The following is a 26,547-nucleotide window of genomic DNA, read 5'->3' as shown; positions in this document are numbered from 1 at the left end:
CAGGCGACGCGGCCAGGCACCAGGAGTTGATGTGACCAGCACTGCGCAACCACCGGCGTCCGGAGCCCGAACGGCCCACCCGGACCACCTCGGCCACGTCATCTTCATCACGGCGGCAGCCGCGATGGGCGGTTTCCTCTTCGGTTACGACAGCTCGGTGATCAACGGAGCGGTCGAAGGCATCCGGGGCAAGTACGACGTAGGGTCCGCGACCCTCGCCCAGGTCATCGCCATCGCGCTGATCGGCTGCGCCATCGGCGCCGCCACCGCGGGCCGCATCGCCGACCGCATCGGCCGTATCCGCGTCATGCAGATCGCGGCCGCGCTGTTCACGATCAGCGCCGTCGGCTCCGCGCTCCCCTTCGCCCTGTGGGACCTCGCCTTCTGGCGGGTGCTCGGCGGCATCGCCATCGGCATGGCCTCGGTCATCGGCCCGGCCTACATCGCCGAGGTCGCCCCGCCGGCGTACCGCGGCCGCCTCGGCGCCTTCCAACAGGCCGCCATCGTCATCGGCATCGCCGTCTCCCAGCTCGTCAACTGGGGCATCCTCAACCTCGCCGACGGCGACCAGCGCGGCACGCTGCTCGGCATCGAGGCCTGGCAGGTCATGCTCGGCGTCATGGTGATTCCGGCCGTGCTCTACGGGCTGCTCTCCTTCGTCATCCCCGAGTCGCCGCGATTCCTGATCTCCGTGGGCAAGACCGACAAGGCCAAGGCGATCCTGGCCGACGTCGAAGGCAAGAACGTCGACCTCGAGCTGCGCGTCGCCGAGATCGAGGACGCGATGCGCAGCGAGCACAAGTCCACGTTCAAGGACCTGCTCGGCAGCCGCTTCGGTTTCCTGCCCATTGTCTGGGTCGGCATCGGCCTCTCGGTCTTCCAGCAGCTCGTCGGCATCAACGTCGCCTTCTACTATTCCGCGACCCTGTGGCAGTCGGTCGGCATCAACCCGAGCGACTCGTTCTTCTACTCGTTCACGACGTCGATCATCAACATCATCGGCACCGTGATCGCCATGGTCTTCGTCGACCGCATCGGACGCAGGCCGCTCGCACTCATCGGCTCGACCGGTATGGCGATCGCCCTCGCCTTCGAAGCCTGGGCCTTCTCCGCGAACCTGATCGACGGCAAGCTGCCGCACACCGAGGGCATCGTCGCGCTGATCGCCGCCCACGTCTTCGTGCTCTTCTTCGCCCTCTCGTGGGGTGTCGTCGTCTGGGTCTTCCTCGGCGAGATGTTCCCCAACCGGCTCCGCGCCGCCGCGCTCGGCGTCGCCGCCTCCGCCCAGTGGATCGCCAACTGGGCGATCACCGCGAGCTTCCCGAGCCTCTCCGAGTGGAACCTCTCGGGGACGTACGTGATCTACACATTCTTCGCCGTGCTCTCGATCCCCTTCGTGCTCAAGTTCGTGAAGGAGACCAAGGGCAAGGCGTTGGAGGAGATGGGCTAATCCCCGCTGCCCCTCTCCTCGAACACGGCACTGCCCCGGCTCAGCTGTTGAGCCGGGGCAGTACGTGTTCCGCGAAGAGCTGCAGACTGCGCCAGCCCTCGTCGACGGGCATCCCGCCGCACAGCGGGTGCAGTACGAGACTCCGGGCCGCGAGCGCCACACACTCGTCCGGCGTCACGACGCGATAGACCCCCTCGTCGCGCAGCTCGTCGACGCCGGTCGCCCGCGAACGTACGGCCGACCTGATGTCCTTCGACTGCCAGGCGGCGTACGTCTGCGCCTCGTGCAGGAAATGCTCGCCGTACTCGGCCCATGTGCGGTCCGGATCCTCCGCGACATGCAGCAGCGGCGTCTCGGCCGCCGGCATCATGCAGAAGCCCTCGGTCCCGAACTCCGCCCGCCGCGCGTGGTAGTACGCCTCCAGCTCGGGCAGATGCGCGCTCGGGAAGAACGGCAGACCGAAGCGCGCCGCGCGCCGGGCCGCCGCCTGCGACGACCCGCCGACCAGCAGGAGGGGGTGCGGCTGGGTGTACGGACGCGGCGTCACGCGCACGGTCCTGCCGCGGTACGGGAAGGGCTCGCCGGTCCACGCCTGCAGGAGCGTTTCCAGCACCTCGTCCTGGAGCCTGCCGCGCCGCCCCCAGTCGACGCCCAGCTGCTCGTACTCCTCCGGCCGGTAGCCGATGCCCGCCACCGTGACCAGGCGCCCTCTGCCGATCAGGTCGAGTACGGCGATGTCCTCGGCCAGCCGCAACGGCTCGTACAGCGGACCGATGATCGCGGAGACGGTGACAGCGATGCGCCGCGTCGCGCCGAGGACCGCGCCGGCGAAGACGAAGGGGGAAGGAAGCCAGCCGTTCGAGGCGCCGTGGTGCTCCTCGGTCTGCACCGTGTCGATGCCGCGGTCGTCGGCGTACGCGGCCATCTCCAGCGCGGCACGATAGCGGGCCGCGTGCGTTTCGGGGGTCGCGTCGGGATCGACGAGGTTGAAGCGGACCACTGTGAAGGCCATGACGAAACGTCCCCCTCCGCCGGGTGTCGGTGTGGCGAAGGGGGACGTTAGTTGACGTGACGTCAGATGGACAGGCTTCCGGCGGGCTCCGCGGCCTCGGTCCTGGCCGTCCGCTCCGGCTCCACGGCCTTCGTCCTCGGCAGCACCGCGTACAGCAGCGCCGCCACGACCACGGTCGCCGCCCAGCCCAGGCCGTTGCGCCCGATCCAGGAACCGGCGAGCGGTCCGGTGAACCAGTCGACCTTGGTAAACAGCAGGCCCGCCACCAGCGCGACGCCCCACGCCGCCATGGCCTGCCAGGCGAAGCCGCCCCGGTACCAGTAACCGCTGGTGCGGGTGGTGTTCATCAGGGCCTCGCCGTCGTACGTGCGACGGCTCAGCATGTCCACACCGAAGACGCCGATCCACGCCGAGAACGCCACCGCCAGCAGCGTCAGGAAGGAGATGAACGAGCCGAAGAAGCTCGTCGCCACCACCATCAGCAGGAAGCCGAAGATGAGGCTGATGATCGCGTTGACACTCACGGCCCAGGCGCGCGGCACGTTGATGCCCAGCGTCTGCGCGGTGAAGCCGGCCGAGTACATCGACATCGAGTTGATCAGCAGCATGCCGATCAGGGCGATCAGGAGGTACGGGACGGCGATCCAGGTCGGCAGCAGCTCGCCGATGAAGGACACCGGGTCGGAGGCCGAAGCCAGGTCCGGCGTACTGACGGCCATCACCGCGCCCATCACGACCATCGGCAGGACGACGACGCCCGCACCACCGATGGTGGTCGAGACGAGCGCCTTGCCGGACGCCGCGCGCGGCAGGTAGCGGGTGAAGTCCGGGCCGGAGGGCACCCAGCTGATGCCGCCGGCCGCGATGGTGCCGATGCCCGCGATCATCATCGCGGTCGAACCTGCGGGCTTGGCGAACACGGCGGACCAGTCCGTACCGGCGATCAGATAGACCAGTACGAGCACGCTGAAGGCACCGAAGAGGTACGTCGACCAGGTGCTGCACCGGCGCAGCGCGTTGATGCCCAGACCCGAGACGAGGAAGGTGCACCCGACGAAGAGCATCAGCGTCACGACGATGAGCACGGTGTTGCTCTTGATGCCGAAGAGCAGATCGAGCACGGTCAGCACGGCGTACGCGCCGGTCACCGCGTTGATCGTCTCCCAGCCCCAGCGTGCGACCCAGATCAGCGAGCCGGGGAAGAGGTTGCCCCGCTGACCGAAGACGGCCCGGGAGAGCGCCATGCCCGGAGAACCGCCGCGCTTGCCCGCGATCGAGATCAGGCCGACGAGCCCGTACGAGACGACGGGCGCCGCGACGGCCACCACCAGCACCTGCCAGAAGTTGAGCCCGTTGAAGACGACCAGGCCGGCGCCCATGGTGAGCAGGAGCACGCTGATGTTGGCGGCGACCCAGGTGGGGAAGAGTTCGCGGACGCGGCCCGAGCGCTCGTTGTCGGGGACGGGCTCGAGACCGCGGGTCTCTATCGCGCCCTCGGACTCGGGGGCGGACGTTTCAGGCATGGTGGAACTCCGTGCAGGGGTGGGGGGAACGAACAGCATCTTACGGGCACACCTGCGTGCGGTCCCCCCAAAAGGTCCAAATCCCGCGCAAGCCCCTCGTGTGATCCTCCGACAAGGCTCTGTGTCCACGGCTGTGACTGATACTGGGTGCGTTATGGAAATCGTCATCCTTGCTGTAGTCATCGCCCTGGTCGTGATCGGCGCCATCAGCGGGCTCGTGGTCAGCAGCCGCAAGAAGAAGCAGCTGCCGCCGCAGGCGCCGCCGACCACGCCGACCATCACCGCCCCGCCCGCCGAACCGCAGGTCGGCGAGGACGCGGCGCCACCGCGCGACGAGGCGCGCCGGACCATCGAGGAGGTGGACCTCCCCGACGCGTCGACCGCCGTCGAGGAGCCCGTCGCCCTCGAGGACCCGGTCGTCGCCGAACCCGTCGCGCCCGAGATCGAGATTCCCGAGCCCACCGCCGGCCGTCTGGTGCGGCTGCGCGCCCGGCTTGCCCGCTCGCAGAACACGCTCGGCAAGGGTCTGCTGACCCTGCTGTCCCGCGAGCACCTCGACGAGGACACCTGGGAGGAGATCGAGGACACCCTGCTCACCGCGGACGTCGGCGTGGCCCCGACCCAGGAACTGGTCGAGCGGCTGCGCGAGCGCGTACGAGTGCTCGGCACGCGTACGCCGGAAGAGCTGCGCGGCCTGCTCCGGGAGGAGCTGCTGAACCTGCTCGGTACCGACATGGACCGCGCGGTGAAGACCGAGAGCGCCGCGGACATCCCGGGCATCGTCATGGTCGTCGGCGTCAACGGCACCGGCAAGACCACCACGACCGGCAAGCTCGCCCGCGTGCTGGTGGCCGACGGCCGCAGCGTGGTGCTGGGCGCGGCCGACACCTTCCGCGCTGCCGCCACCGACCAGCTCCAGACCTGGGGCGACCGGGTCGGCGCGCGCACGGTGCGCGGACCGGAGGGCGGCGACCCGGCGTCGGTCGCCTTCGACGCGGTGAAGGAAGGTATCGCCGAGGGCGCGGACGTCGTACTCATCGACACGGCCGGCCGGCTCCACACCAAGGCCGGGCTCATGGACGAGCTCGGCAAGGTCAAGCGCGTCGTGGAGAAGCACGGCCCGCTAGACGAGGTGCTGCTGGTGCTGGACGCGACGACCGGACAGAACGGCCTGGTCCAGGCGCGCGTCTTCGCGGAGGTCGTCGACATCACCGGCATCGTGCTGACGAAGCTGGACGGCACGGCGAAGGGCGGCATCGTGATCGCGGTGCAGCGCGAGCTCGGCGTGCCGGTGAAGCTGATCGGCCTGGGCGAGGGCGCGGACGACCTCGCGCCGTTCGAGCCGGAGGCGTTCGTGGACGCCCTGATCGGCGACTGACGACGCGCGGCACAACAGAACGCCGGACGGGCTCGCTGACGAGCCCGTCCGGCGTTTTCGTGCGTCTTGCGCCGCTACTCCGTACGCCGCCGCTTCGTCACGCCGGTGAACGGTGCGCCAGGTACGCCAGCGTCCCCAGCAGCAGCCGCGCCGGCGGCGGCGCCTGGGCCGTGTCCAGGGACGGCGGGCGGAGCCAGCGGACCGGGCCGAGACCGGCCAGGTCGGACGGCGGCGCCGCGATGTGGTCGCCCGGGCCGAGCCCGCGCAGATCCAGGTCCGCGTCGTCCCAGCCCATCCGGTAGAGAAGGCGGGGGAGTTCGGCGGCGGCTCCCTGGGCGACGAAGAAGTGGGCGCGGCCGTCCGGCGTCGCGGCCACCGGTCCGACCGGCAGCCCCATCCGCTCCAGCCGTACGAGCGCCCGGCGCCCCGCGGCCTCGGCGACCTCGATGACGTCGAACGTGCGGCCCACCGGCAGCAGCACCGAGGCGCCCGGGAAATCGGACCAGGTCTCGGTCACCTCGTCGAGGGTGGCGCCGGCCGGCACCTCGGGCGCGAAGCCGAGCGGGTGGGCGCCGGGCGCCCGGCACGACGCATCGCCGCAGGAGCAGGTCGGCGCTCCGGAACCCGACGCGCCGGAACCGGCTCTGGCGCCCGGGACGACTGCCCAGCCCCACAGTCCGGTGTACTCGGCCACCGTTGTGCAGTCCGACATGCGGCCGCGGCGCCGTGAGCCGGACCGCGTCTCCCGGCCGATCGTGAAGCCCATGCCCCCTCCAACGGGTCCAGTGCGCCGATGGTTACGACATGGAGTCAAGTCGTTACGCTCCGCTTCCGTCCAGGCGGTACGGCAGCGCACAGAGTCATCGGAGGTGGTGCGGGCCGTTCCGAGCGCCCCGGCGCACATCGCTCCGCCGACTCCTGGTCGGCGTATGTCAAGTGAATCGCGCCCGGCGGCAGGGGAGTTCATTCGATGGGGTGGCGAATGGTGGCGTTTGTGGAATCGCCATGGCCGGAGGGGTGATCGTAGGATTACTTTCGGTACACGAACCCCGGAATAACGGCGCGTGTGGGTATGCCGGAGGCAAGCCGGTTTCTTGTTCGAGGGGGCGCATCCCCGCGACAACAGGGCGCAACTCACGGCATTCTGTCAGGGGTCCGGGCAAAGAGGCTTCGGCGGGATGGGGGCGTTCCAGTGAGCGGCAGTGGCGCAGGCGGTACGAACGCTGGAAAGCGCCCGAACGAGCAGCTGAACTCGTGGTTCGTGCGCAGCGGCTGGTCCAAGGGCGAACTCGCGCGGCAAGTGAACCGCCGGGCTCGCCAGATGGGCGCGCACCACATCAGCACGGACACCTCACGGGTCCGCCGCTGGCTGGACGGCGAGCAGCCGCGCGAGCCGATCCCGCGCATCCTCTCCGAGCTCTTCTCCGAACGCTTCGGCAGCGTCGTCGCCGTCGAGGACCTCGGACTGCGCTCCGCGCACCAATCACCTTCGGTGTCCGGCGTCGACCTGCCCTGGGCGGGCCCACAGACCGTCGCCCTGCTCAGCGAGTTCTCCCGCAGCGATCTGATGCTCGCGCGACGCGGCTTCCTCGGCACCTCACTGGCGCTCGCCGCCGGCCCCGCCCTGATCGAGCCCATGCAGCGCTGGCTCGTGCCCGCGCCCCCCGGCGAGCCCGGCCGCCCCGAGCCGGCCGGAGCGTCCCGGCGGCCGTCCCGGCTCTCCAGGCCGGAGCTGGACCTGCTGGAGTCCACGACGATGATGTTCCGCCAGTGGGACGCCCAGTGCGGCGGCGGCCTGCGGCGCAAGGCGGTCGTCGGACAGCTGCACGAAGTGACGGACCTCCTCCAGGAACCGCAGCCCGAAGCCACCTCCAAGCGGCTCTTCAAATGCGCCGCCGAGCTGGCCGAGCTGGCCGGCTGGATGAGTTACGACGTGGGTCTGCAGCCCACAGCCCAGAAATACTTCGTCCTGGCCCTGCACGCCGCCAAGGAAGCGGGCGACAAGCCGTTCGGCTCGTACGTCCTGTCCAGCATGAGCCGCCAGATGATCCACCTCGGCCGCCCCGACGACGCGCTGGAGCTCATCCACCTCGCCCAGTACGGCAGCCGCGACTGCGCCACGCCCAGGACCCAGGCGATGCTGTATGCGATGGAGGCCCGCGCCTACGCCAACGTCGGACAGCCCAGCAAGTGCAAACGAGCCGTCCGGATGGCCGAGGACACCTTCTCCGACGCGGGCCTGGACGGCGAGCCCGAGCCCGACTGGATCCGCTTCTTCTCCGAGGCCGAGCTCAACGGCGAGAACGCCCATTCCTACCGCGACCTGGCCTATGTCGCAGGCCGCAGCCCCACCTACGCCTCGCTGTCCGAGCCCGTCATGGCGCGCGCCGTCGAGCTCTTCGGCACGGACGACGAACACCAGCGTTCGTACGCACTCAACCTCGTCGGCATGGCCACCGTGCACCTGCTGAAGCGCGAGCCCGAGCAGTCCGTCGTACTGGCCGAAAGGGCCCTGGGCGTCGCCAGGCGTGTGCGCTCCGAGCGGGTCAACACCCGGCTCCGCAAGACCGTCGACACCGCCGCCAGGGACTTCGGCGACGTCGCCGAGGTCCTCGACCTCACCGACCAGCTCGCAGCCCAGTTGCCCGAAGCCGCCGAAGCGGTCTGAGGGCCCGGCCGGGCGCACCAAGGACGCCGGCCGCGACAGCTACCCCGTGAAGCCCGACTCGGCTCCCCCGCGCCAGGTCAACCGGGTAGCGGTCGCGGCCGGTTTTTGATGGTTGCGACACGATAACGGCCGCACGGCGCGCGGTCTTGTGGTTCATCCGGACGTAACACGCACGACCTCTTCGTCACTGGTGCGAAACATCGAGCAGCATCGGCCGAAACCGCGCTGCGCCAACCTCATGGCGCATAACCGGCTCACCCCTGTTGCTGCCGAACCGGCCATCAGGTCATCAGGCCAGCAGGCTCCGCCCCCGCACGGGCCGCACCGACGACGAGGAGACGCCGATGCCTCCAGGCATCACGACGCTTGCCGCAGACACGATCGAACTGTCTGCCGCCAATACCGGCTTCATGCTCATCTGTTCCGCCCTGGTGATGCTCATGACGCCGGGCCTGGCCTTCTTCTACGGAGGCATGGTCCGCGTCAAGTCCACCCTGAACATGCTGATGATGAGCTTCATCAGCCTCGGGATCGTCACGATCCTCTGGGTGCTGTACGGCTTCAGCCTCGCCTTCGGCACCGACGTCGGCTCGGTGATCGGCTGGTCGTCCGAGTACGTCGGACTGAGCGACATCGGCATCACGCAGCTCTGGGACGGCTACACCATCCCGGTCTACGTCTTCGCCGTGTTCCAGCTGATGTTCGCCATCATCACCCCCGCCCTGATCAGCGGCGCCCTGGCCGACCGCGTCAAGTTCACGGCCTGGACGCTGTTCGTCACCCTCTGGGTCACCGTCGTCTACTTCCCGGTCGCGCACTGGGTGTGGGGCTCCGGCGGCTGGCTCTTCGAGATGGGCGTCATCGACTTCGCGGGCGGCACGGCCGTCCACATCAACGCAGGTGCCGCCGCACTGGGCGTCATCCTCGTCATCGGCAAGCGCGTGGGCTTCAAGCGGGACCCGATGCGCCCGCACAGCCTGCCGCTGGTGATGCTCGGCGCCGGGCTCCTGTGGTTCGGCTGGTTCGGCTTCAACGCGGGCTCCTGGCTGGGCAACGACGACGGCGTGGGCGCCGTGATGTTCCTCAACACCCAGGTCGCCACCGCCGCCGCCATGCTCGCCTGGCTGGGATACGAGAAGATCCGCCACGGCTCGTTCACCACCCTGGGCGCCGCGTCCGGCGCCGTCGCGGGCCTCGTCGCGATCACTCCGTCCGGCGGCGCCGTCAGCCCGCTCGGCGCGATCGCCGTCGGTGCCATCGCCGGTCTGCTGTGCGCCATGGCGGTCGGTCTCAAGTACAAGCTGGGTTACGACGACTCCCTGGACGTCATCGGCGTCCACCTCGTCGGCGGTGTCGTCGGCTCGCTCCTCGTCGGCTTCTTCGCCACCGGCGGTGTCCAGTCCGACGCCAAGGGCCTCTTCTACGGCGGCGGACTCGACCAGCTCGGCAAGCAGGCCGTGGGTGTCTTCGCGGTACTGGCCTACTCTCTGGTGGTCTCCGCTCTCCTCGCCTTCGTCATCGACAAGGTGATGGGCATGCGGGTCCCCGAGGACGACGAGGTCTCCGGCATCGACCAGGTCGAGCACGCGGAGACCGCGTACGACTTCAGCGGAGCGGGCGGCGGTTCGGCCTCCCGTACGGCCGTAACCACGACCGGTCCGACCGACACAGCCGGCGCCGCGACGCAGACCAAGAAGGTGGACGCATGAAGCTCATCACCGCAGTCGTGAAGCCGCACCGGCTCGACGAGATCAAGGAGGCCCTCCAGGCCTTCGGAATCCAGGGGCTCACGGTCACCGAGGCCAGCGGCTACGGCCGCCAGCGCGGCCACACCGAGGTCTACCGGGGCGCCGAGTACACGGTCGATCTCGTACCGAAGATCCGGATCGAGGTGCTGGTCGAGGACGGTGACGCCGAACAGCTCATCGAAGTGGTGGTGAAGGCCGCCCGTACCGGCAAGATCGGCGACGGCAAGGTGTGGAGCGTGCCGGTCGAGACGGCGGTCAGGGTCCGGACCGGCGAACGCGGCCCGGACGCCCTCTGACTCTGACCGCATGGTGAAAACGGGAGCTGCTGGGTGACGAGTGTGGAAGTACTGACCGAACCGTCCGACGACTCGGGACCCAGCGGCTACGCGGCGGCCCGGCTGCGACTTCTCCAGGAGGAGTCGCGGTCCGGGCCGTCGCGCCGTACCGGCCTCGCGCGGCTGACCGACGACTGGCTGGACGCGCTGTTCAGCACGGCCGCCCTCGAAGCGGGCGTGCCGGGCGCGGCCCTCGTCGCCGTCGGGGGATACGGGCGGGGCGAGCTGTCCCCGCGCAGCGACCTCGACCTGTTGCTGCTGCACGACGGCCGCGCCGACCGGCGCGCGGTCGCGGCGCTCGCCGACCGCGTGTGGTACCCGGTGTGGGACCTGGGGGTCGCTCTCGACCATTCCGTACGTACGCCCGCCGAGGCCCGCAAGACCGCCGGAGAGGACCTCAAGGTGCACCTCGGGCTCCTCGACGCCCGGCACATCGCCGGCGACCTCGGAGTCACCGCCGGGCTGCGCACCGCCGTCCTGGCCGACTGGCGGAATCTCGCCCCCAAGCGGCTGCCCGAGCTCCACGAGCTGTGCCAGGAACGGGCCGTACGCCAGGGCGAACTCCAGTACCTCCTCGAACCCGACCTGAAGGAGGCCCGCGGCGGCCTGCGCGACGCCACCGCGCTGCGCGCCGTCGCCGCCTCCTGGCTCGCGGACGCCCCGCGCGAGGGCCTCGACGCGGCGCGCCGCCGGCTCCTCGACGTGCGCGACGCACTGCACCTGACCACCGGGCGCGCCACCGACCGCCTCGCCCTCCAGGAGCAGGACCAGGTGGCCGCCGCGCTGGGCCTGCTGGACGCCGACACGCTGTTGCGGGAGGTGTACGAAGCCGCGCGCACCATCTCGTACGCCAGCGACGTCACCTGGCGCGAGGTCAACCGGGTCCTGCGCGCCCGGTCCGTCCGCCCCCGGCTCCGCGCCATGCTCGGCAGCAAGAGCGCCCCCGAACGCACCCCGCTCGCCGAGGGCGTCGTCGAGCAGGACGGCGAGGTGGTGCTCGCGCGCACCGCGCGCCCCGAACGCGACGCGGTGCTCCCGCTGCGGGCCGCCGCCGCCGCGGCCCAGTCGGGGCTGCCGGTCTCCCTGCACGCCGTACGCCGCCTGGCGGCCGTGGCGCGGCCGCTGCCCGTGCCGTGGCCGGCCGAGGCCCGCGAGGAACTCGTCACACTGCTCGGCGCCGGTGAGGCGACCATCGGGGTGTGGGAGGCGCTGGAGGCCGAAGGGGTCATCACGCGTCTGCTGCCCGACTGGGAGCGGGTACGGTGCCGCCCGCAGCGCAACCCCGTCCACACCTGGACCGTCGACCGCCACCTGGTCGAGACCGCCGTACGGGCCTCCGCGCTCACCCGCCGTGTGCACCGCCCCGACCTGCTGCTGACCGCGGCCCTGCTGCACGACTTCGGCAAGGGCTGGCCGGGCGACCACTCGGTGGCGGGCGAGATCATCGCCCGCGACATCGCGACCCGGATCGGCTTCGACCGGGCCGACGTAGGGGTGATCGCCACGCTCGTACGCCACCACCTCCTCCTCATCGAGACCGCGACCCGACGCGACCTGGACGACCCGGCCACCGTCCGCGCGGTCGCCGACACCGTCGGCGCGACCGGAACGCTGGAGCTCCTGCACGCCCTCACCGAGGCCGACGCCCTGGCCACCGGGCCCGCCGCCTGGTCCACCTGGCGCGCCTCGCTCGTCACCGACCTGGTCAAGCGCGTCGCCGCCGTCCTGGCCGGCGAGGAACCGGCCGCACCGGAACCCGCCGCGCCCAGCGCCGAGCAGGAGCGCCTCGCCATCGAGGCGTTCCGCACCGGCGGGCCCGTCCTCTCGCTGCGCGCGCAGACCGAGGCGCGGGGCGAGGACGCGGGGGAGGAGCCGGAGCCGCTGGGCGTCGAGCTGCTGATCGCCGTACCGGACCAGCCGGGGGTGCTGCCCGCCGTGGCCGGAGTGCTGGCCATGCACCGGCTGACCGTACGCACGGCGGAGCTGCGGTCCGCCGATCTGCCCGCTTCGGTGGCCGCCGACGGCCCGGCGTCGCCGGGCGACGTGCTGCTGCTCGACTGGCGGGTGGCGGCCGAGTACGGGGCACTGCCGCAGGCGGCCCGGCTGCGGGCGGATCTCGTACGGGCCCTGGACGGCTCTCTGGACATCCCCGCGCGCCTCGCCGAGCGGGAGCGCGCGTACGAGAAGAACCCGCGCCGCCGCGGCGCCCAGGCCCCGCCGCCCCGCGTCACGGTCGCCCCCGCCGGGTCCCGTCTCGCGACGGTGATCGAGGTGCGCGCCCAGGACGCCCCCGGGCTGCTGCACCGCATCGGCCACGCACTGGAGGCCGCGAAGGTACGGGTGCGCAGCGCGCACGTGTCGACGCTGGGTGCGAACGCGGTCGACGCGTTCTATGTCACAGGTCCCGAGGGCGCCCCGCTCCCGCAGACGGAGGCGGCCGAGGTGGCCAGGGCTCTGGAGGGAGCGCTGCGGTAGGGGAAGGGGGCAGACCCCACCGCAGACGGACAGATACCCTGGGGGCATCTGTGTCCACCCGCCCCCTGACCCGAGGATTCGCGACCGCCGTGTTCGATACTCTTTCCGACCGCCTCGCAGCGACATTCAAGAGCCTCCGGGGCAAGGGCCGCCTGTCCGAGGCGGACATCGACGCCACGGCACGTGAGATCCGTATCGCGCTGCTCGAAGCGGATGTCGCGCTGCCCGTCGTCCGGGCGTTCATCAAGCAGGTAAAGGAGCGCGCCGCCGGGGCCGAGGTCTCGCAGGCGCTGAACCCCGCGCAACAGGTCATCAAGATCGTCAACGAGGAGCTCATCGGCATCCTCGGTGGCGAGACCCGCCGGCTGCGGTTCGCCAAGAACCCGCCCACCGTGATCATGCTCGCGGGCCTCCAGGGTGCCGGTAAGACCACTCTGGCCGGAAAGCTCGGCCTCTGGCTCAAGGGCCAGGGCCACTCGCCGATCCTGGTCGCCTGCGACCTCCAGCGCCCCAACGCCGTCAACCAGCTGAGCGTCGTCGCCGAGCGCGCCGGTGTCGCGGTGTACGCACCGGAGCCCGGCAACGGCGTCGGTGACCCGGTCCAGGTCGCCAAGGACTCCATCGAGTTCGCGAAGAACAAGCTGCACGACATCGTCATCGTCGACACCGCGGGCCGCCTCGGTATCGACCAGGAGCTGATGCAGCAGGCCGCGGACATCCGCGACGCCGTCAGCCCCGACGAGGTCCTCTTCGTCGTCGACGCGATGATCGGCCAGGACGCGGTCAACACCGCCGAGGCCTTCCGCGACGGCGTCGGCTTCGACGGTGTGGTGCTCTCCAAGCTCGACGGTGACGCCCGTGGTGGCGCCGCCCTGTCGATCGCCAAGGTGACCGGCCGCCAGATCATGTTCGCCTCCAACGGCGAGAAGCTGGACGACTTCGACGCGTTCCACCCGGACCGCATGGCGTCCCGCATCCTCGGCATGGGCGACATGCTCTCGCTGATCGAGAAGGCCGAGCAGACCTTCAGCCAGCAAGAGGCCGAAGCGATGGCGGCCAAGCTGGCGAGCAGCAAGGGCAAGGACTTCACGCTCGACGACTTCCTGGCCCAGATGGAACAGGTCCGCAAGATGGGCTCCATCTCGAAGCTGCTCGGCATGATGCCCGGCATGGGGCAGATCAAGGAGCAGATCGCCAACATCGACGAGCGCGACGTGGACCGTACCGCCGCGATCATCAAGTCGATGACCCCCGCCGAGCGCCAGGACCCGACGATCATCAACGGCTCGCGCCGTGCCCGCGTCGCCAAGGGCTCGGGCGTCGACGTCAGCGCCGTGAAGAACCTGGTGGAGCGGTTCTTCGAGGCGCGCAAGATGATGTCGAGGATGGCCCAGGGCGGCGGAATGCCGGGTATGCCGGGGATTCCGGGCATGGGTGGCGGTCCGGGCCGTCAGAAGAAGCAGCAGAAGCAGGCCAAGGGCAAGCGCAAGAGCGGCAACCCCCTGAAGCGCCAGCTGGAGGAGCAGGCCGCGGCCGAGCGCCGCGAGCAGGCCGCGCAGTCGGGCGGCGCGCTGGGGCTGCCGGCCGGTCAGGGTGCGAAGGACTTCGAACTGCCCGACGAGTTCAAGAAGTTCATGGGCTGACGCCCGACGGTCCGTACAGCAGCAGGCGCGTGCAGCGCTGTGAGCGCCCCTCCTTCCGGAGCGGGCGCCCACGCTGCTTACTGCGTACGCGCGATGAGATAGCGGAAGACGTTCGACATCCAGACCGTTCCGTCCCGCCGCACGTGGGGATGGAGCGCCTCGGTGAGCTCCGTCTCCACCTGCGCGGGGTCAGTGGCCCGTACGGCCGCGTCGAAGAGCCCGGTCGACAGCAGGCCGCGTACGGCGCTCTCCATGTCGGCGTAACCGAAGGGGCACGCGACCCGTCCAGAGCCGTCCGGCTTCAGGCCGGCCCGCGAGGCCACGTCCTCCAGGTCGTCCCTGAGCGCGGGGCGCCAGCCGCGTCCGCCGGCGCCCCGGAGGCTCTCGGTCAGCCGGGAAGCGACCCTCAGTACCGAGGACGTCGCGCACCGCTCGGGCGGCCCCCAGCCGGCCAGCACCACTTCGCTGCCGCGTTCGGCGAGGGGCATCGCGCTTTCGAGCGCCGCGGCGAGCCCTTCGGAGTCACCGGCCGCACAGCCGAGCGGTTCGAAGGCGGTCACGAGGTTGTACGCCGGGGCAGCGCCGTCGCAGACCTCCGCCGAGCCGCCCTCGTACAGGCGCGTGGATTCGTCCGAGGCCCCCTCGGGGCCGCCGGCGCCGCGCGCCGTGTCCGCCAGCAGACGTTCACGGGCCAGCGCGACCCGGGCGGGGTCGGCTTCGACGCCTGTCACGCGGGCGCCTCGCGACGCGGCGATCAGCAGGGCGAGTCCCGAGCCGCAGCCGAGGCCGAGCAGCCGGGTGGCGGGGCCCACCTCGAGCCGCTCGTACGCCGCTTCATAGAGCGGGACCAGCATCCGTTCCTGAATCTCGGCCCAGTCGCGGGCGCGCGCGCCCGCGTCGGTCGCCGGCGCTGAGGCTGTGTTCGGATCGTGCCGGTGGTGCCGGACGAGCGTAGGTGTCATCGAAAGCGCCCCAATCCGCCGAGAGGTCATTTCGTGTCCTGATGGACGTTCCCCCGTGTGCGTGCGCTTGTACTCCCCGTAGCCAGGGAACTCCGCATCCGGCGGCAAGTCCAGGGGTTGTATGGCAATGCTTGTATGCCCCTGCCGTGCGCCCCCGCGCCGGAGCGGATCCAGCTTCCAGAGTGCCGCCGTCGGGCGGATCGCGCCACGGGAGCGCCGGCGGCCGTACGCTGCCCGCCCGACGCGCACGGGGCGGTGGCCGCCATGGAGTGCGCCCCCGGTACTGTCGCCGTCTGCGGCCCCTCTTCGCAGGGGCTCGCGTTCGGCGCCCGGGCGTCTCTCGCGCCCCTTGCAGCATCCGATGACCCGGCGTGCGGTCTTTTTCTACGCGCCGGGGCGTACGCGCGGGTACGCCCCGGGATGATGCGCACTGGGCGGGTCCTCCGCAGATCAGCGCACCCGCCCTCGTCACGACGCATCAATGGCAACTGACTGGTACGTGCAAATTATTTGGGATGGCCCGGAATAGGAACACCACGGCACCCCGGCTCGTTGTCACGACGTGAGCACGACACCACCTGTTCTCGCCGCAGAGCTGGCGCAGGCGTGGGCCGACATTCAGCGGTACCACCCCGAGCTGCCAGACCTAGCCGCGCCCGAATCCCTGATCGGAGAGTCCTCGTCCGCCTGTGGCGCCGAGCTCTCCTTCGAACGACTGCTGCACGAGGCAGTCCACGGCATCGCCGCCGCGCGCGGCGTCCGTGACACCTCGCGCGCCGGCCGCTACCACAACCGCAGATTCCTCGCGATCGCCGAGGAAATGGGCCTCGACCACCCCGAGGAACCGCACCCCAGCAGCGGTTTCTCACTGGTCTCGCTCAACCCCGAGGCGAGGCGGCGCTACCGGCCGACCATCGAGCGGCTCCAGCGCGCCCTCAAGGCGCACACGGTCGCGACAGCGTCGGACACCAAGCGCTCCTTCCGCGGGCCCGCCGCCCGGCACGGCTCGTCCGGTGGCGGAGTGCGGGTCAAGGCCGTCTGCGACTGCGGACGCAACGTCCGCGTCGTGCCTTCGGTCCTGGCCCAGGCCCCGATCGTGTGCGGGGGCTGCGGAAAGCCGTTCCGTATCCCGGAAGTGGTGGCCGCAGCGAGCTGACCGCCCTTTGTCGACGCCTTTCAACGCCCGTGCGGAACCGCGCCGGCCGGGTGCCGGACGGGCGCTGGTCCGCTGTGGGCCGGGTGATGTCCGTGCCACAGGTGTGTGGCACAATGGCTAGCTGTACTCGACAGCCGCACAGGAACCCTCTCGCCTCCGGCTGACGCGTCCATCGGGCACCCGAGTACCGCAACCCCACGTGGCATCTTCGTTGTGCCCAACCACGTCAGAGACCAGGAGACACCACTCCAGTGGCAGTCAAGATCAAGCTGAAGCGTCTGGGCAAGATCCGTTCGCCTCACTACCGCATCGTCGTCGCCGACTCCCGTACCCGCCGTGACGGCCGGGCCATCGAGGAGATCGGTCTGTACCACCCGGTGCAGAACCCGTCGCGCATCGAGGTCAACTCGGAGCGTGCGCAGTACTGGCTGTCCGTCGGCGCCCAGCCGACCGAGCCGGTCATGGCCATCCTGAAGCTCACCGGTGACTGGCAGGCGCACAAGGGCCTCCCGGCCCCCGCGCCGCTGCTCCAGCCGGAGCCGAAGGCCGACAAGCGTGCCGCGTTCGACGCGTTCGCCAAGGGCCTCGAGGGTGGCGACGAGTCCAAGGGTGAGGCGATCACCCCGAAGGCGAAGAAGGCCGACAAGAAGGCTGACGAGGCTCCGGCAGCTGATTCGGCGTCCGCCGTTGAGTCGACCGAGGCCTGAGCATGCTCGAGGAGGCTCTTGAGCACCTCGTGAAGGGCATTGTCGACAACCCCGACGATGTGCAGGTCGCCTCGCGCAACCTGCGCCGCGGACGCGTGCTGGAGGTCCGGGTACACCCGGACGACCTCGGCAAGGTGATCGGCCGCAACGGTCGCACCGCTCGCGCTCTGCGTACGGTCGTGGGCGCCATCGGCGGCCGTGGCATCCGCGTCGACCTCGTCGACGTGGACCAGGTCCGCTGACAAAGTTGGCCGTTTTTACCTAGATACGCCGGCTCGGGCCGGGAAGGGCTCACGAGCCCTTCCCGGCCCGTAGTCGTAAGACAGGAGAAACATCAAGTGCAGCTCGTAGTCGCGCGGATCGGCCGCGCCCACGGGATCAAGGGCGAGGTCACGGTAGAGGTACGTACGGACGAGCCGGAGCTGCGGCTCGGGCCCGGCGCCGTACTCGCCACGGACCCGGCCTCCGCAGGGCCGCTGACCGTCGAGACCGGCCGGGTGCACAGCGGCCGGCTGCTGCTGCGCTTCGTGGGCGTCAAGGACCGCACGGCCGCCGAGGCGCTGCGCAACATCCTCCTCATCGCCGAGGTCGACCCGGAGGCGACTCCGGAGGACCCGGAGGAGTTCTACGACCACCAGCTGATGGACCTCGACGTCGTCCTGGCCGACGGCACCGAGATCGGCCGGATCACCGAGATCACCCACCTGCCCTCGCAGGACCTGTTCATCGTGAAGCGCCCCGACGGCAGCGAGGTGATGATCCCCTTCGTCGAGGAGATCGTCACCGAGATCGACCTCGAGGAGCAGCGCGCGGTGATCACTCCGCCGCCCGGCCTGATCGACGACAGCGAGGCCGAGGTCGTGTCCCGTCAGGACGACGAAGCCTGATGCGGCTCGACGTCGTCACGATCTTCCCCGAGTATCTGGAGCCGCTGAACGTCTCGCTCGTCGGCAAGGCCCGGGCGCGCGGGCAGCTCGACGTACACGTGCACGACCTCAGGGACTGGACGTACGACCGCCACAACACGGTCGACGACACCCCGTACGGCGGCGGCCCCGGCATGGTCATGAAGACCGGGCCCTGGGGCGACGCCCTCGACGGCGCCCTCGCGGACGGCTACGAGAGCGGGGCGCACGGCCCGGTGCTGGTCGTGCCGACGCCCAGCGGCCGTCCCTTCACCCAGGAACTCGCCGTCGAGCTCTCCGAGCGGCCCTGGCTGGTCTTCACACCCGCGCGGTACGAGGGCATCGACCGCCGCGTCATCGACGAGTACGCCACCCGCATGCCGGTGTACGAGGTCTCCATCGGGGACTACGTCCTGGCGGGCGGCGAGGCGGCCGTACTGGTGATCACCGAGGCCGTGGCCCGGCTGCTGCCCGGTGTGCTCGGCAACGCCGAATCGCACCGCGACGACTCCTTCGCGCCCGGTGCGATGGCCAACCTTCTCGAAGGCCCCGTCTACACCAAGCCGCCCGAGTGGCGCGACCGGGGCATCCCCGACGTGCTGCTCAGCGGCCACCACGGGAAGATCGCCCGGTGGCGGCGGGACGAGGCGCTGCGACGTACGACCGCGAACAGGCCCGACCTCATCGAGCGCTGCGACCCCAGGGCGTTCGACAAGAAGGACCGCGAGATGCTGAGCATCCTCGGTTGGCGGCCCGGCCCCGACGGCCGATTTGGGCGTAACCCCGAGGCCGTGGAAGAATAGGCCGCTGCTGTACGTCCGGCGTGCGCCCCTGCCACAGGGGGAACGACGCCCGCCCGACGCGGACAGCACCCCGAAACTCCCTTATCGAATTCCGTCGATGACCTGTGGCATCGGCGAGGAAGCAGACTTACATGTCCAGCCTTCTCGACTCCGTCGACTCCGCATCGCTGCGCAGCGACCTCCCCGCCTTCCGTCCCGGTGACACCGTGAACGTCCACGTTCGCGTCATCGAGGGCAACCGCTCGCGTGTGCAGCAGTTCAAGGGTGTAGTCATCCGCCGCCAGGGTGCGGGCGTCCGCGAGACCTTCACGGTCCGCAAGGTCTCCTTCTCCGTCGGCGTCGAGCGCACCTTCCCGGTGCACAGCCCGATCTTCGAGAAGATCGAGCTCATCTCCCGCGGTGACGTCCGCCGCGCGAAGCTGTACTTCCTCCGTGAGCTGCGCGGCAAGGCCGCGAAGATCAAGGAGAAGCGCGACCGCTAAGTCGCGCATTCGGCGCCCGGGACCGGCCGGATAGGCTCACGTCCCGATGGACACCGAAGCACACGACACGGAGCGCGACCGCTCCTCCGCCCCTGAAGCAGGGCGAGAGGAGGGGTCGCGCTCCGTGCGTTTTCTCGACGCTCCGTGGCGCAGGCCGGCTCTGCTCGGCGCCATGTGTGCGGCTTTTCTGCTGCTCTTCAGCACCTTCGTGATGCAGCCCTTCCTGATCCCCAGTGGCTCGATGCAGCCCACCCTGGCGATCGGCGACCGGGTGCTCGTCAACAAGTTGGCGTACCGTTTCGGTTCCGTACCTCAGCGCGGTGATGTCGTCGTGTTCGACGGCACCGGGTCCTTCGTACGCGAGGAACCCGCCGGCAACCCGGTCGCCGGACTGCTGCGGTGGGCGGCCGCGGCTGTGGGTCTGGCCGAGCCCGCCGAGACCGACTACATCAAGCGCGTGGTGGGCGTGGGGGGCGACCGGGTCGTGTGCTGCGACAAGCGGGGGAGGGTCGAGGTGAACGGCCGGCCGGTGGACGAGGAGTACCTGTATCCGGGCGACGTCCCGTCACAGGTCCCGTTCGACATCGTCGTACCGCAGGGCACGCTGTGGGTCATGGGCGACCACAGATCGCACTCGCGCGACTCCCGCGACCACCTGGGTGAGCCGGGCGGCGGCATGGTGCCCGTCGGGAAGGTCCTGGGGCGGGCGGACTGGGTCGGCTGGCCGGTGGGCCGCTGGTCCTCGCTGGACGAATCCGGCGCCTTCACGCGCGTGACCGCGCCCGGGCCGGTCGGGTCCCATGGGTAACCGCGGGCGGGCACGGGCGAGCCACCGTGCGGACACCCGGCTGCCCACCGGAACGCGCCCGACGACGGGGCCCGCGCTGCCGGGCAGGGCGGACCGGCGGAAGCTGGCCAAGCGGGTGAAGCGGCGGCGGCAGAGGTCGGCCGTGAAAGAGATACCGATCCTGATCACCGTGGCGCTGCTGATCGCGCTCGTACTGAAGACCTTCCTGGTGCAGGCCTTCGTGATCCCGTCGGGCTCCATGGAGCAGACGATCCGGATCGGCGACCGGGTGCTGGTCGACAAGCTGACACCGTGGTTCGGCTCGAAGCCCGAGCGTGGTGATGTCGTGGTCTTCAAGGACCCCGGCGGCTGGCTGCAGGAAGAGGAGACGGACATCAAGGACGACCCGGTGGTCGTCAAGCAGATCAAGGAAGCCCTGACCTTCATCGGGCTGCTGCCCTCCGAGGACGAGCAGGACCTGATCAAGCGGGTGGTCGCGGTCGGCGGGGACACCGTCAAGTGCTGCGACCAGGACGGGCGGGTCACCGTCAACGGCGTACCGCTCGCGGAGCCCTACCTGAACCCGGGCGACCGTCCCTCCGAGCTGAAGTTCGAGGTGAAGGTGCCCGCCGGGCGGCTGTTCGTGATGGGTGACCACCGGTCGAACTCCGCCGATTCCCGTTTCCACCTGGACGAGGAATTCGAGGGCACGGTCGGTGAGGAGGAGGTCGTCGGGCGGGCCGTCGTCATCGCGTGGCCCATCGGCCACTGGCGGAAGCTGGAGGAGCCCGACACGTACGCCGGTGTCCCTGACCCGCGCGGCGGGACGACCGCGGCGCCCGGCCCGTCGAATAGGGTGTCGTCCCAGGATCCGAACGCGGTGATCCTGCTCCCGACCCCTGCGGAACTCCCGCTCGTTATGGGAGTGGTGGGCCTGCGTCAGGTATGGCGTCGGCAGTGGAACGGAGTGAGGAGTTGATGTGGGGGATTTGGCGGTCGGCGCACGATCCGAACGCGACGAGCCCGAGGAACGACCGGAGTCACCCGCAGCCGTGAGCGACGACGTACGGGGCGAAGACCCGTCCAGCAGCGACAGCAGCGACAGCAGCAGCGGTGACAGCGCGGGGCCGAAGAAGCCGCGCTCGTTCTGGAAGGAGCTGCCGCTGCTGATCGGCATCGCGCTCCTGCTCGCACTGCTGATCAAGACCTTCCTGGTGCAGGCGTTCTCGATCCCTTCGGACTCGATGCAGAACACCTTGCAGCGGGGCGACCGGGTGCTGGTCGACAAGCTGACACCGTGGTTCGGCTCGGAGCCGGAGCGCGGCGAGGTCGTGGTCTTCCACGATCCGGGCGGCTGGCTGGAGAGCACCGAGGTGCCGGACCCGAACGTCGTGCAGAAGTTCCTCAGCTTTATCGGCCTGATGCCGTCCGCGGAGGAGAAGGACCTGATCAAGCGGGTCATCGCGGTCGGCGGGGACACGGTCGAGTGCAAGAAGAACGGGCCGGTCAAGGTCAACGGCAAGTCGCTCGACGAGAAGTCGTTCATCTTCCCCGGTGACACACCGTGCAACGACGAGCCCTTCGGGCCGCTCAAGGTGCCGGAAGGCCGGATCTGGGTGATGGGCGACCACCGCCAGAACTCCTTGGATTCGCGTTACCACCAGGAGCTGCCGGGCCAGGGCACGGTCGCGAACGACGAGGTCGTCGGGCGCGCCATCGTGGTGGCGTGGCCCGTCAACCGCTGGGCCGTGCTGTCGGTTCCCAGCACGTTCGACCAGCAGGGACTCAACGCCGCCGGTGTCGCGATGGCGGCGGCGCCCGGTGCGCTGGGGCTCGCGGGAGCGGTGCCGCTGGTGCTGTGGCGCAGGCGGAGGCTGACCGCCGGGCGTACCGCCGGGTAGGGTGCCGCTCGGATCAGCGATTTTCGATCTCCGAGGTGGGAGCGCTGCGATGAGCGGAACAGGACGTACAGAAGGCGGCCGCGGTCGGCTCGGCAACGCGTTGTCCGGGCTGGCCGTGGCCGTCGGCTGTGTGCTCTTCCTCGGCGGCTTCGCCTGGGGAGCGGTGCAGTACAAGCCGTACACGGTGCCGACCGATTCGATGACCCCCTCCATCAAGGCGGGGGACAGGGTGCTCGCCCAGCGAATAGGCGGTGGCGAGGTGCGGCGCGGAGACGTGGTGATCTTCACCGACTCCGTGTGGGGAAATCTGCCGATGGTCAAGCGCGTCGTCGGGATCGGCGGCGACAAGGTCGTCTGCTGTGGCAAGGACGGCCGGCTGACCCTGAACGGCAAGCCCCTGGACGAGCCGTACCTGGAGGGCGGGGAGCCGGCGTCGACCACTCCCTTCACCTCCGAGGTGCCCGAGGGGCACCTGTTCCTGCTGGGTGACGAGCGGCGTACGTCGGTCGACTCGCGGGGACACATCGAGGACGCCGCGAAGGGAACGGTCCCGGTGGCCAAGGTGGACGCGCGCGTCGACGCCGTGGCCTGGCCGTGGGGCGGGGTTCTCGACCGCCCGGGCTCCTTCGAGGCGCTGCCGGGCGGGGTTTCGCAGCCCGGACCGGTTCTTCCGGTGCTGGCCGCCGTCGTGGGCGGGGTGGTGCTGATCTTCGGCGGGGCGGCGTACGGACCTGTCGCCAAGCGGGTCGGCCGGCGGAAGGCGGGTACCGGTGGACGGTGAGGTGACGGTGGAAGGGCTGACGCAGGCCGAGGCGCAGGGCCGGCTCCGTAGGGTCGCGCGGGTGATCCTGCTCGACCCGGCCGACCGCATCCTGCTGATGCACGGGTACGAGCCGGACGACCCGGCGCTGACCTGGTGGTTCACCCCGGGCGGCGGCTTGGAGGGCGACGAGACGCGGGCCGAGGCCGCGCTGCGTGAGCTCGCGGAGGAGACGGGGATCACAGAGGTCGAGCTCGGCCCGGTGATCTGGCAGCGGCACTGCTCCTTCATGTTCGACGGGCGGCGCTGGGACCAGGACGAATGGTTCTACCTGGCCCGTACGACGCAGACCGAGACGGTGCTCGACGGACTGACGGGACTTGAGCAGCGGAGCGTCGCGGGGCTGAGGTGGTGGACCTCCGCCGAACTGTCCGCGACGCGTGAGACGGTGTACCCCATCAAGCTCGCCGGGCTGCTCCGTACGCTGCTCGACGAGGGTCCTCCTGGTACGCCGACGGTCTTGGCCCCGGAAGTCGCATAGGGGCGCACGGGGCTGGCGCACAATAGGGGGACGCAAGGCTGAAGGGGAACATGCCATGAGCGCCGAGGACCTCGAGAAGTACGAGACCGAGATGGAGCTGAAGCTCTACCGGGAGTACCGCGATGTCGTCGGTCTGTTCAAATACGTGATCGAGACCGAGCGGCGTTTCTACCTCACGAACGACTACGAGATGCAGGTGCACTCGGTCCAGGGTGAGGTCTTCTTCGAAGTATCCATGGCGGACGCCTGGGTCTGGGACATGTACAGGCCGGCGAGGTTCGTCAAGCAGGTGCGGGTGCTCACGTTCAAGGACGTGAATATCGAGGAGCTCAACAAGAGCGACCTCGAGCTTCCGAGTGGCTGAGTTTTCCACAACTGACGAGTTGTCCACCAAGATCCACTAGTTGGTGGTGAGCGCGGCACATTCGGTTCCGGAGGTGGAACCGGATGAACGCGAAGAATGCCACAGGAGCTCTCGGCCGGTACGGCGAGGAGCTCGCGGCGCGCAGGCTCGTCGAGGGCGGCATGACCGTCCTGGAGCGCAACTGGCGCTGCCGCGCGGGGGAGATCGACATCGTCGCCCGGGACGGCGACGCCCTGGTCATCTGCGAGGTCAAGACCCGCAGAGCCGGACCGTTCGAGCACCCGATGCAGGCGCTCAGGTCCACGAAGGCCGAGCGGCTTCGCCGCCTCGCCGAACGCTGGACGCACGAGCACGGAGGACCCCCGCCGGGCGGGGTGCGGATCGACCTCGTCGGGGTGGTGCTGCCCCGTCGCGGGGCACCTCTCGTCGAGCATGCGCGGGGGGTGGCGTGATGGGCTTCGCGCGCACGTGCTCGGTGGCCCTGGTCGGGGTCGAGGGTGTGGTGGTGGAGGTCCAGGCGGACCTTGAGCCGGGAGTGGCCGCCTTCACGCTGGTGGGGCTGCCGGACAAGAGCCTGGTCGAGAGCCGGGACCGGGTGCGGGCGGCCGTCGTCAACTCGGGCGCCGACTGGCCCCAGAAGAAGCTCACGGTGGGGCTCAGCCCGGCCTTCGTACCCAAGAGCGGGAGCGGCTTCGATCTCGCTGTCGCTGTGGCGGTGCTGGGGGCGGCGGAGCGTATCGACCCCAAGGAGATCGCCGATCTCGTGATGATCGGGGAGCTGGGACTCGACGGGAGGGTCCGGCCGGTGCGCGGGGTCCTGCCGGCCGTCCTCGCCGCCGCCGAAGCGGGATACCGGCAGGTCGTCGTACCGCAACAGACGGCGGCGGAGGCCGCGTTGGTGCCGGGGGTGTCGGTGCTCGGCGTGCGCAGCCTGCGCCAGCTCATCGCCGTGCTCACCGGATCAGAGGTGCCGGAGGAGGAGCGGGCCGAGGAGGGGCGGCCCGACGCCATGCTCGCGGGGCTGATGGTGCCGGGCGCCGGGGTGGGCACGGGGCTGGCCGTCGGTGGCGGGGGCGACGGCCCGGACCTCGCGGAAGTCGCGGGGCAGCACGCGGCCCGCACGGCGCTGGAGGTCGCGGCAGCCGGTGGCCACCATCTGCTGCTGCACGGCCCGCCGGGCGCGGGCAAGACGATGCTGGCGGAGCGGATGCCGGGTGTCCTGCCGCCGCTCACCAGGCAGGAGTCTCTGGAGGTGACCGCCGTGCACTCGGTGGCGGGCATCCTGCCGCCGGGTGAGCCGCTGGTCAGGACGCCGCCGTACTGCGCACCGCACCACTCGGCGACGATGCAGTCGCTCGTGGGCGGCGGCAACGGACTACCGAGGCCCGGAGCCGTATCGCTGGCGCACCGTGGAATTCTCTTTCTGGACGAAGCCCCCGAGTTCAGTGGGCGGGCCCTGGACTCGTTGCGGCAGCCGCTGGAGTCGGGGCACGTGGTGGTGGCGCGGAGCGCGGGTGTGGTGCGGCTGCCCGCCCGGTTCCTGATGGTCCTGGCGGCCAATCCATGTCCCTGCGGTCGGCACACCCTGCACGGTTCGGGGTGCGAGTGCCCGCCCTCGGCGATCCGCAAGTATCAGGCGCGCCTGTCGGGGCCGCTGCTCGACCGGGTCGACCTGAGGGTCGGGGTGGAACCGGTGCAGCGGGCGGATCTGCTCGGCCAGGGCGGGCGCGGTGAACCGACGGCCACGGTCGCGGAGCGCGTACGCGAAGCGAGGGCGCGGGCGGCGGCTCGGCTGGAAGGCACCCCGTGGAACACGAACAGCGACGTGCCGGGACACGAGCTGCGTACGCGCTGGCAGCCGGCGCCCGGAGCCCTCGGCGCGGCCGAGCGCGACATGGAGCGCGGGCTGCTGACCGCCCGCGGCCTGGACCGGGTGCTGCGCGTCGCCTGGACCGTCGCCGACCTGGCCGGCCGCGACCGGCCCGACGAGCGCCATGTCGACCTGGCGCTGGAGCTGCGCACGGGGATCGCGCGGGGCGCCCCCGCGCCGACCGGAGGTGTGGGATGAGCGGGGAAGCGCGGGAGGAGGCGGACGCGGTAACGCGTGCAGAGGGAGCGGGCGAGGAAGCGGAGGAAGGGGGGCTTGGCGGCGGGGGCCGGGGCGTGGGCGACGCGGAGCGGCTGGCGAGGGCGGCGCTGACCCGGGTGATCGAGCCCGGGGACGAGGCCGGCGGGCGCTGGCTGCGCGAATGCGGGGCGGTGGAGCTGATGCGCCGGCTCACCTCGCTCGACTTCGAGGAGGCGGCCGAGGCGCTGACCGGCGTGACGGGGAAGCGGCTGGGCGGGTACCGGATGCGGGCGGCGGCCGCCGACCCCGCGCGGGACCTGGCGGCGGTGGCCGCGGTCGGCGGCCGCTTTGTGTGCCCCGGCGACGAGGAGTGGCCCGGGCAGCTCGACGACCTGGGGGACGGCCGCCCGGTGGGGCTGTGGGTGCGCGGGGGGCCGCACCTGCGCATGTGGGCGCTGCGGTCCGTAGCCGTCGTCGGCGCCCGGGCGTGCACGTCGTACGGGGCGCACATGGCCGCGTCGCTGGGCGCCGGGCTCGCGGAACGCGGCTGGGTCGTGGTGTCCGGGGCGGCGTTCGGCGTCGACGGCGCCGTCCACCGGGGGGTCCTGGCGGCGGCCGGGGCCACCGTCGCGGTGCTGGCCTGCGGGGTCGACGTCGTCTACCCGCGAGGGCATGCGGAGTTGATCGGGCGCATCGCGGAACAGGGGCTGGTGGTCGGGGAGTTGCCTCCCGGAGGGCACCCCACTCAGAGCAGGTTCATCCTCCGCAACCGGGTGATCGTGGATTCTCTGGGGGTCGATGCTGTTGCCGTGGGTTCTGTCTCACGTTGATGCTGCTCAGCGACCTAGTAGGTGAGTTTATGCATCACAACACCTGTGG

24 protein-coding genes and 2 pseudogenes are annotated in these 26,547 nt (G+C 70.6%); 22 read left to right on the top strand and 4 right to left on the bottom strand.

Translation table 11 applies throughout. The features are described from left to right. The first annotated feature begins 31 nt into the window (after positions 1 to 31). Complete coding sequence (locus ACWIHY_RS30620; protein WP_454379232.1) at positions 32 to 1,450, top strand: sugar porter family MFS transporter; 1,419 nt, start codon at positions 32 to 34, stop codon at positions 1,448 to 1,450. A 40-nt stretch (positions 1,451 to 1,490) separates the two neighbouring features. Here ACWIHY_RS30620 and ACWIHY_RS30615 read toward each other — a convergent pair whose 3' ends face one another. Both ACWIHY_RS30615 and ACWIHY_RS30610 read right to left on the bottom strand, forming a co-directional pair. Continuing rightward, entirely contained in the window at positions 1,491 to 2,462 is a 972-nt protein-coding gene (locus tag ACWIHY_RS30615; RefSeq protein ID WP_454379230.1) for an LLM class flavin-dependent oxidoreductase, read from the bottom strand. 62 nt (positions 2,463 to 2,524) lie between these two features. Continuing rightward, the gene (locus tag ACWIHY_RS30610) at positions 2,525 to 3,985 is read right to left on the bottom strand and encodes a purine-cytosine permease family protein (RefSeq protein ID WP_454379228.1); all 1,461 of its coding nucleotides are present in this window, start codon (positions 3,983 to 3,985) and stop codon (positions 2,525 to 2,527) included. 154 nt (positions 3,986 to 4,139) lie between these two features. Here ACWIHY_RS30610 and ftsY point away from each other — a divergent pair, with 154 nt between their 5' ends. Further along, on the top strand, positions 4,140 to 5,363 hold the full coding sequence (ftsY, locus tag ACWIHY_RS30605) for a signal recognition particle-docking protein FtsY (protein ID WP_454379226.1): 1,224 nt from the start codon (positions 4,140 to 4,142) through the stop codon (positions 5,361 to 5,363). 97 nt (positions 5,364 to 5,460) lie between these two features. Here ftsY and ACWIHY_RS30600 read toward each other — a convergent pair whose 3' ends face one another. Continuing rightward, positions 5,461 to 6,129, bottom strand: a complete 669-nt coding sequence (locus ACWIHY_RS30600; RefSeq protein WP_454379225.1) for a bifunctional DNA primase/polymerase — start codon at positions 6,127 to 6,129, stop codon at positions 5,461 to 5,463. Positions 6,130 to 6,555: 426 nt separating this feature from the next. Here ACWIHY_RS30600 and nsdA point away from each other — a divergent pair, with 426 nt between their 5' ends. The 5 genes from nsdA to ffh all read left to right on the top strand — a co-directional run bounded on the left by nsdA (position 6,556) and on the right by ffh (position 14,232). Next, positions 6,556 to 8,031 carry a transcriptional repressor NsdA gene (nsdA, locus tag ACWIHY_RS30595; protein WP_454379224.1) on the top strand — a complete coding sequence of 492 codons (1,476 nt, stop codon included), beginning with the start codon at positions 6,556 to 6,558 and terminating at the stop codon, positions 8,029 to 8,031. Positions 8,032 to 8,375: 344 nt separating this feature from the next. Then, positions 8,376 to 9,740: an ammonium transporter gene (locus tag ACWIHY_RS30590; RefSeq protein ID WP_454379223.1), complete on the top strand. Its 1,365-nt coding sequence runs from the start codon at positions 8,376 to 8,378 to the stop codon at positions 9,738 to 9,740. After that, positions 9,737 to 10,075, top strand: a complete 339-nt coding sequence (locus ACWIHY_RS30585) for a P-II family nitrogen regulator (RefSeq protein ID WP_454379222.1) — start codon at positions 9,737 to 9,739, stop codon at positions 10,073 to 10,075. Before ACWIHY_RS30590 ends, ACWIHY_RS30585 begins: the two co-directional genes overlap by 4 nt. A gap of 33 nt (positions 10,076 to 10,108) precedes the next feature. Further along, the gene (locus ACWIHY_RS30580) at positions 10,109 to 12,589 is read left to right on the top strand and encodes a [protein-PII] uridylyltransferase (protein ID WP_454379221.1); all 2,481 of its coding nucleotides are present in this window, start codon (positions 10,109 to 10,111) and stop codon (positions 12,587 to 12,589) included. Between the two features lie 89 nt (positions 12,590 to 12,678). After that, positions 12,679 to 14,232, top strand: a complete 1,554-nt coding sequence (gene ffh, locus ACWIHY_RS30575; protein WP_454379220.1) for a signal recognition particle protein — start codon at positions 12,679 to 12,681, stop codon at positions 14,230 to 14,232. A 77-nt stretch (positions 14,233 to 14,309) separates the two neighbouring features. Here ffh and ACWIHY_RS30570 read toward each other — a convergent pair whose 3' ends face one another. Continuing rightward, positions 14,310 to 15,194, bottom strand: a complete 885-nt coding sequence (locus ACWIHY_RS30570) for a methyltransferase domain-containing protein (RefSeq protein ID WP_454379219.1) — start codon at positions 15,192 to 15,194, stop codon at positions 14,310 to 14,312. A 562-nt stretch (positions 15,195 to 15,756) separates the two neighbouring features. Here ACWIHY_RS30570 and ACWIHY_RS30565 point away from each other — a divergent pair. The 15 genes and pseudogenes from ACWIHY_RS30565 to ACWIHY_RS30495 form a co-directional block, all read left to right on the top strand. Beyond that, positions 15,757 to 16,350 (top strand): hypothetical protein, encoded by a 594-nt coding sequence (locus ACWIHY_RS30565; protein ID WP_138901802.1) that lies wholly within the window; start codon positions 15,757 to 15,759, stop codon positions 16,348 to 16,350. A 251-nt stretch (positions 16,351 to 16,601) separates the two neighbouring features. Continuing rightward, positions 16,602 to 17,057 (top strand): 30S ribosomal protein S16, encoded by a 456-nt coding sequence (gene rpsP, locus ACWIHY_RS30560; protein WP_454379218.1) that lies wholly within the window; start codon positions 16,602 to 16,604, stop codon positions 17,055 to 17,057. A gap of 2 nt (positions 17,058 to 17,059) precedes the next feature. Then, positions 17,060 to 17,299 (top strand): RNA-binding protein, encoded by a 240-nt coding sequence (locus ACWIHY_RS30555; protein WP_005311361.1) that lies wholly within the window; start codon positions 17,060 to 17,062, stop codon positions 17,297 to 17,299. A 96-nt stretch (positions 17,300 to 17,395) separates the two neighbouring features. Then, complete coding sequence (rimM, locus tag ACWIHY_RS30550) at positions 17,396 to 17,944, top strand: ribosome maturation factor RimM (RefSeq protein WP_454379217.1); 549 nt, start codon at positions 17,396 to 17,398, stop codon at positions 17,942 to 17,944. Continuing rightward, positions 17,944 to 18,765, top strand: a complete 822-nt coding sequence (trmD, locus tag ACWIHY_RS30545) for a tRNA (guanosine(37)-N1)-methyltransferase TrmD (RefSeq protein ID WP_454379216.1) — start codon at positions 17,944 to 17,946, stop codon at positions 18,763 to 18,765. Before rimM ends, trmD begins: the two co-directional genes overlap by 1 nt. Positions 18,766 to 18,896: 131 nt before the next feature. Then, positions 18,897 to 19,247, top strand: a complete 351-nt coding sequence (gene rplS, locus ACWIHY_RS30540; protein ID WP_454379215.1) for a 50S ribosomal protein L19 — start codon at positions 18,897 to 18,899, stop codon at positions 19,245 to 19,247. 46 nt (positions 19,248 to 19,293) lie between these two features. Beyond that, positions 19,294 to 20,055 (top strand): signal peptidase I, encoded by a 762-nt coding sequence (gene lepB / locus ACWIHY_RS30535; protein WP_454379214.1) that lies wholly within the window; start codon positions 19,294 to 19,296, stop codon positions 20,053 to 20,055. Continuing rightward, positions 20,048 to 21,106, top strand: a pseudogene (gene lepB, locus ACWIHY_RS30530) (signal peptidase I); the annotation flags it as partial. The gene lepB (ACWIHY_RS30535) and the pseudogene lepB (ACWIHY_RS30530), both read left to right, overlap by 8 nt. Beyond that, positions 21,024 to 21,935, top strand: a complete 912-nt coding sequence (gene lepB, locus ACWIHY_RS30525; protein WP_454379308.1) for a signal peptidase I — start codon at positions 21,024 to 21,026, stop codon at positions 21,933 to 21,935. The pseudogene lepB (ACWIHY_RS30530) and the gene lepB (ACWIHY_RS30525), both read left to right, overlap by 83 nt. Positions 21,936 to 21,984: 49 nt before the next feature. Next, positions 21,985 to 22,716 (top strand): signal peptidase I, encoded by a 732-nt coding sequence (gene lepB / locus ACWIHY_RS30520; RefSeq protein ID WP_454379213.1) that lies wholly within the window; start codon positions 21,985 to 21,987, stop codon positions 22,714 to 22,716. Next, positions 22,706 to 23,236: an NUDIX hydrolase gene (locus tag ACWIHY_RS30515; RefSeq protein WP_454379212.1), complete on the top strand. Its 531-nt coding sequence runs from the start codon at positions 22,706 to 22,708 to the stop codon at positions 23,234 to 23,236. The genes lepB (ACWIHY_RS30520) and ACWIHY_RS30515 overlap by 11 nt, the downstream gene beginning before the upstream one ends. Positions 23,237 to 23,291: 55 nt before the next feature. After that, positions 23,292 to 23,600, top strand: a complete 309-nt coding sequence (locus tag ACWIHY_RS30510; protein ID WP_003993268.1) for a DUF2469 domain-containing protein — start codon at positions 23,292 to 23,294, stop codon at positions 23,598 to 23,600. Between the two features lie 83 nt (positions 23,601 to 23,683). Continuing rightward, a complete protein-coding gene (locus ACWIHY_RS30505) occupies positions 23,684 to 24,052 on the top strand; it encodes a YraN family protein (protein ID WP_454379211.1) in 369 nt (122 codons plus the stop codon). Further along, positions 24,052 to 25,668, top strand: coding sequence for a YifB family Mg chelatase-like AAA ATPase (locus ACWIHY_RS30500; RefSeq protein ID WP_454379210.1), 1,617 nt, complete (start codon positions 24,052 to 24,054; stop codon positions 25,666 to 25,668). The genes ACWIHY_RS30505 and ACWIHY_RS30500 overlap by 1 nt, the downstream gene beginning before the upstream one ends. Before the next feature lie 95 nt (positions 25,669 to 25,763). Next, positions 25,764 to 26,447, top strand: a pseudogene (locus tag ACWIHY_RS30495) (DNA-processing protein DprA); the annotation flags it as partial. Positions 26,448 to 26,547 lie beyond the last annotated feature (100 nt).

It is taken from the genome of Streptomyces sp. NPDC055287, from assembly GCF_053646035.1.
This window is presented reverse-complemented; position numbering and strand designations above follow the sequence as displayed.

What these genes read in the sequence shown, in the direction of transcription:
- ACWIHY_RS30615 (WP_454379230.1), bottom strand. Translation starts at nt 2,462, where the DNA reads ATGGCCTTCACAGTGGTCCGCTTCAACCTCGTCGATCCCGACGCGACC.
- ACWIHY_RS30610 (WP_454379228.1), bottom strand. Translation starts at nt 3,985, where the DNA reads ATGCCTGAAACGTCCGCCCCCGAGTCCGAGGGCGCGATAGAGACCCGC.
- ftsY (WP_454379226.1), top strand. Translation starts at nt 4,140, where the DNA reads ATGGAAATCGTCATCCTTGCTGTAGTCATCGCCCTGGTCGTGATCGGC.
- ACWIHY_RS30600 (WP_454379225.1), bottom strand. Translation starts at nt 6,129, where the DNA reads ATGGGCTTCACGATCGGCCGGGAGACGCGGTCCGGCTCACGGCGCCGC.
- ACWIHY_RS30590 (WP_454379223.1), top strand. Translation starts at nt 8,376, where the DNA reads ATGCCTCCAGGCATCACGACGCTTGCCGCAGACACGATCGAACTGTCT.
- ACWIHY_RS30585 (WP_454379222.1), top strand. Translation starts at nt 9,737, where the DNA reads ATGAAGCTCATCACCGCAGTCGTGAAGCCGCACCGGCTCGACGAGATC.
- ACWIHY_RS30570 (WP_454379219.1), bottom strand. Translation starts at nt 15,194, where the DNA reads ATGACACCTACGCTCGTCCGGCACCACCGGCACGATCCGAACACAGCC.
- ACWIHY_RS30555 (WP_005311361.1), top strand. Translation starts at nt 17,060, where the DNA reads ATGCTCGAGGAGGCTCTTGAGCACCTCGTGAAGGGCATTGTCGACAAC.
- trmD (WP_454379216.1), top strand. Translation starts at nt 17,944, where the DNA reads ATGCGGCTCGACGTCGTCACGATCTTCCCCGAGTATCTGGAGCCGCTG.
- rplS (WP_454379215.1), top strand. Translation starts at nt 18,897, where the DNA reads ATGTCCAGCCTTCTCGACTCCGTCGACTCCGCATCGCTGCGCAGCGAC.
- lepB (WP_454379214.1), top strand. Translation starts at nt 19,294, where the DNA reads ATGGACACCGAAGCACACGACACGGAGCGCGACCGCTCCTCCGCCCCT.
- lepB (WP_454379213.1), top strand. Translation starts at nt 21,985, where the DNA reads ATGAGCGGAACAGGACGTACAGAAGGCGGCCGCGGTCGGCTCGGCAAC.
- ACWIHY_RS30510 (WP_003993268.1), top strand. Translation starts at nt 23,292, where the DNA reads ATGAGCGCCGAGGACCTCGAGAAGTACGAGACCGAGATGGAGCTGAAG.
- ACWIHY_RS30505 (WP_454379211.1), top strand. Translation starts at nt 23,684, where the DNA reads ATGAACGCGAAGAATGCCACAGGAGCTCTCGGCCGGTACGGCGAGGAG.
- ACWIHY_RS30500 (WP_454379210.1), top strand. Translation starts at nt 24,052, where the DNA reads ATGGGCTTCGCGCGCACGTGCTCGGTGGCCCTGGTCGGGGTCGAGGGT.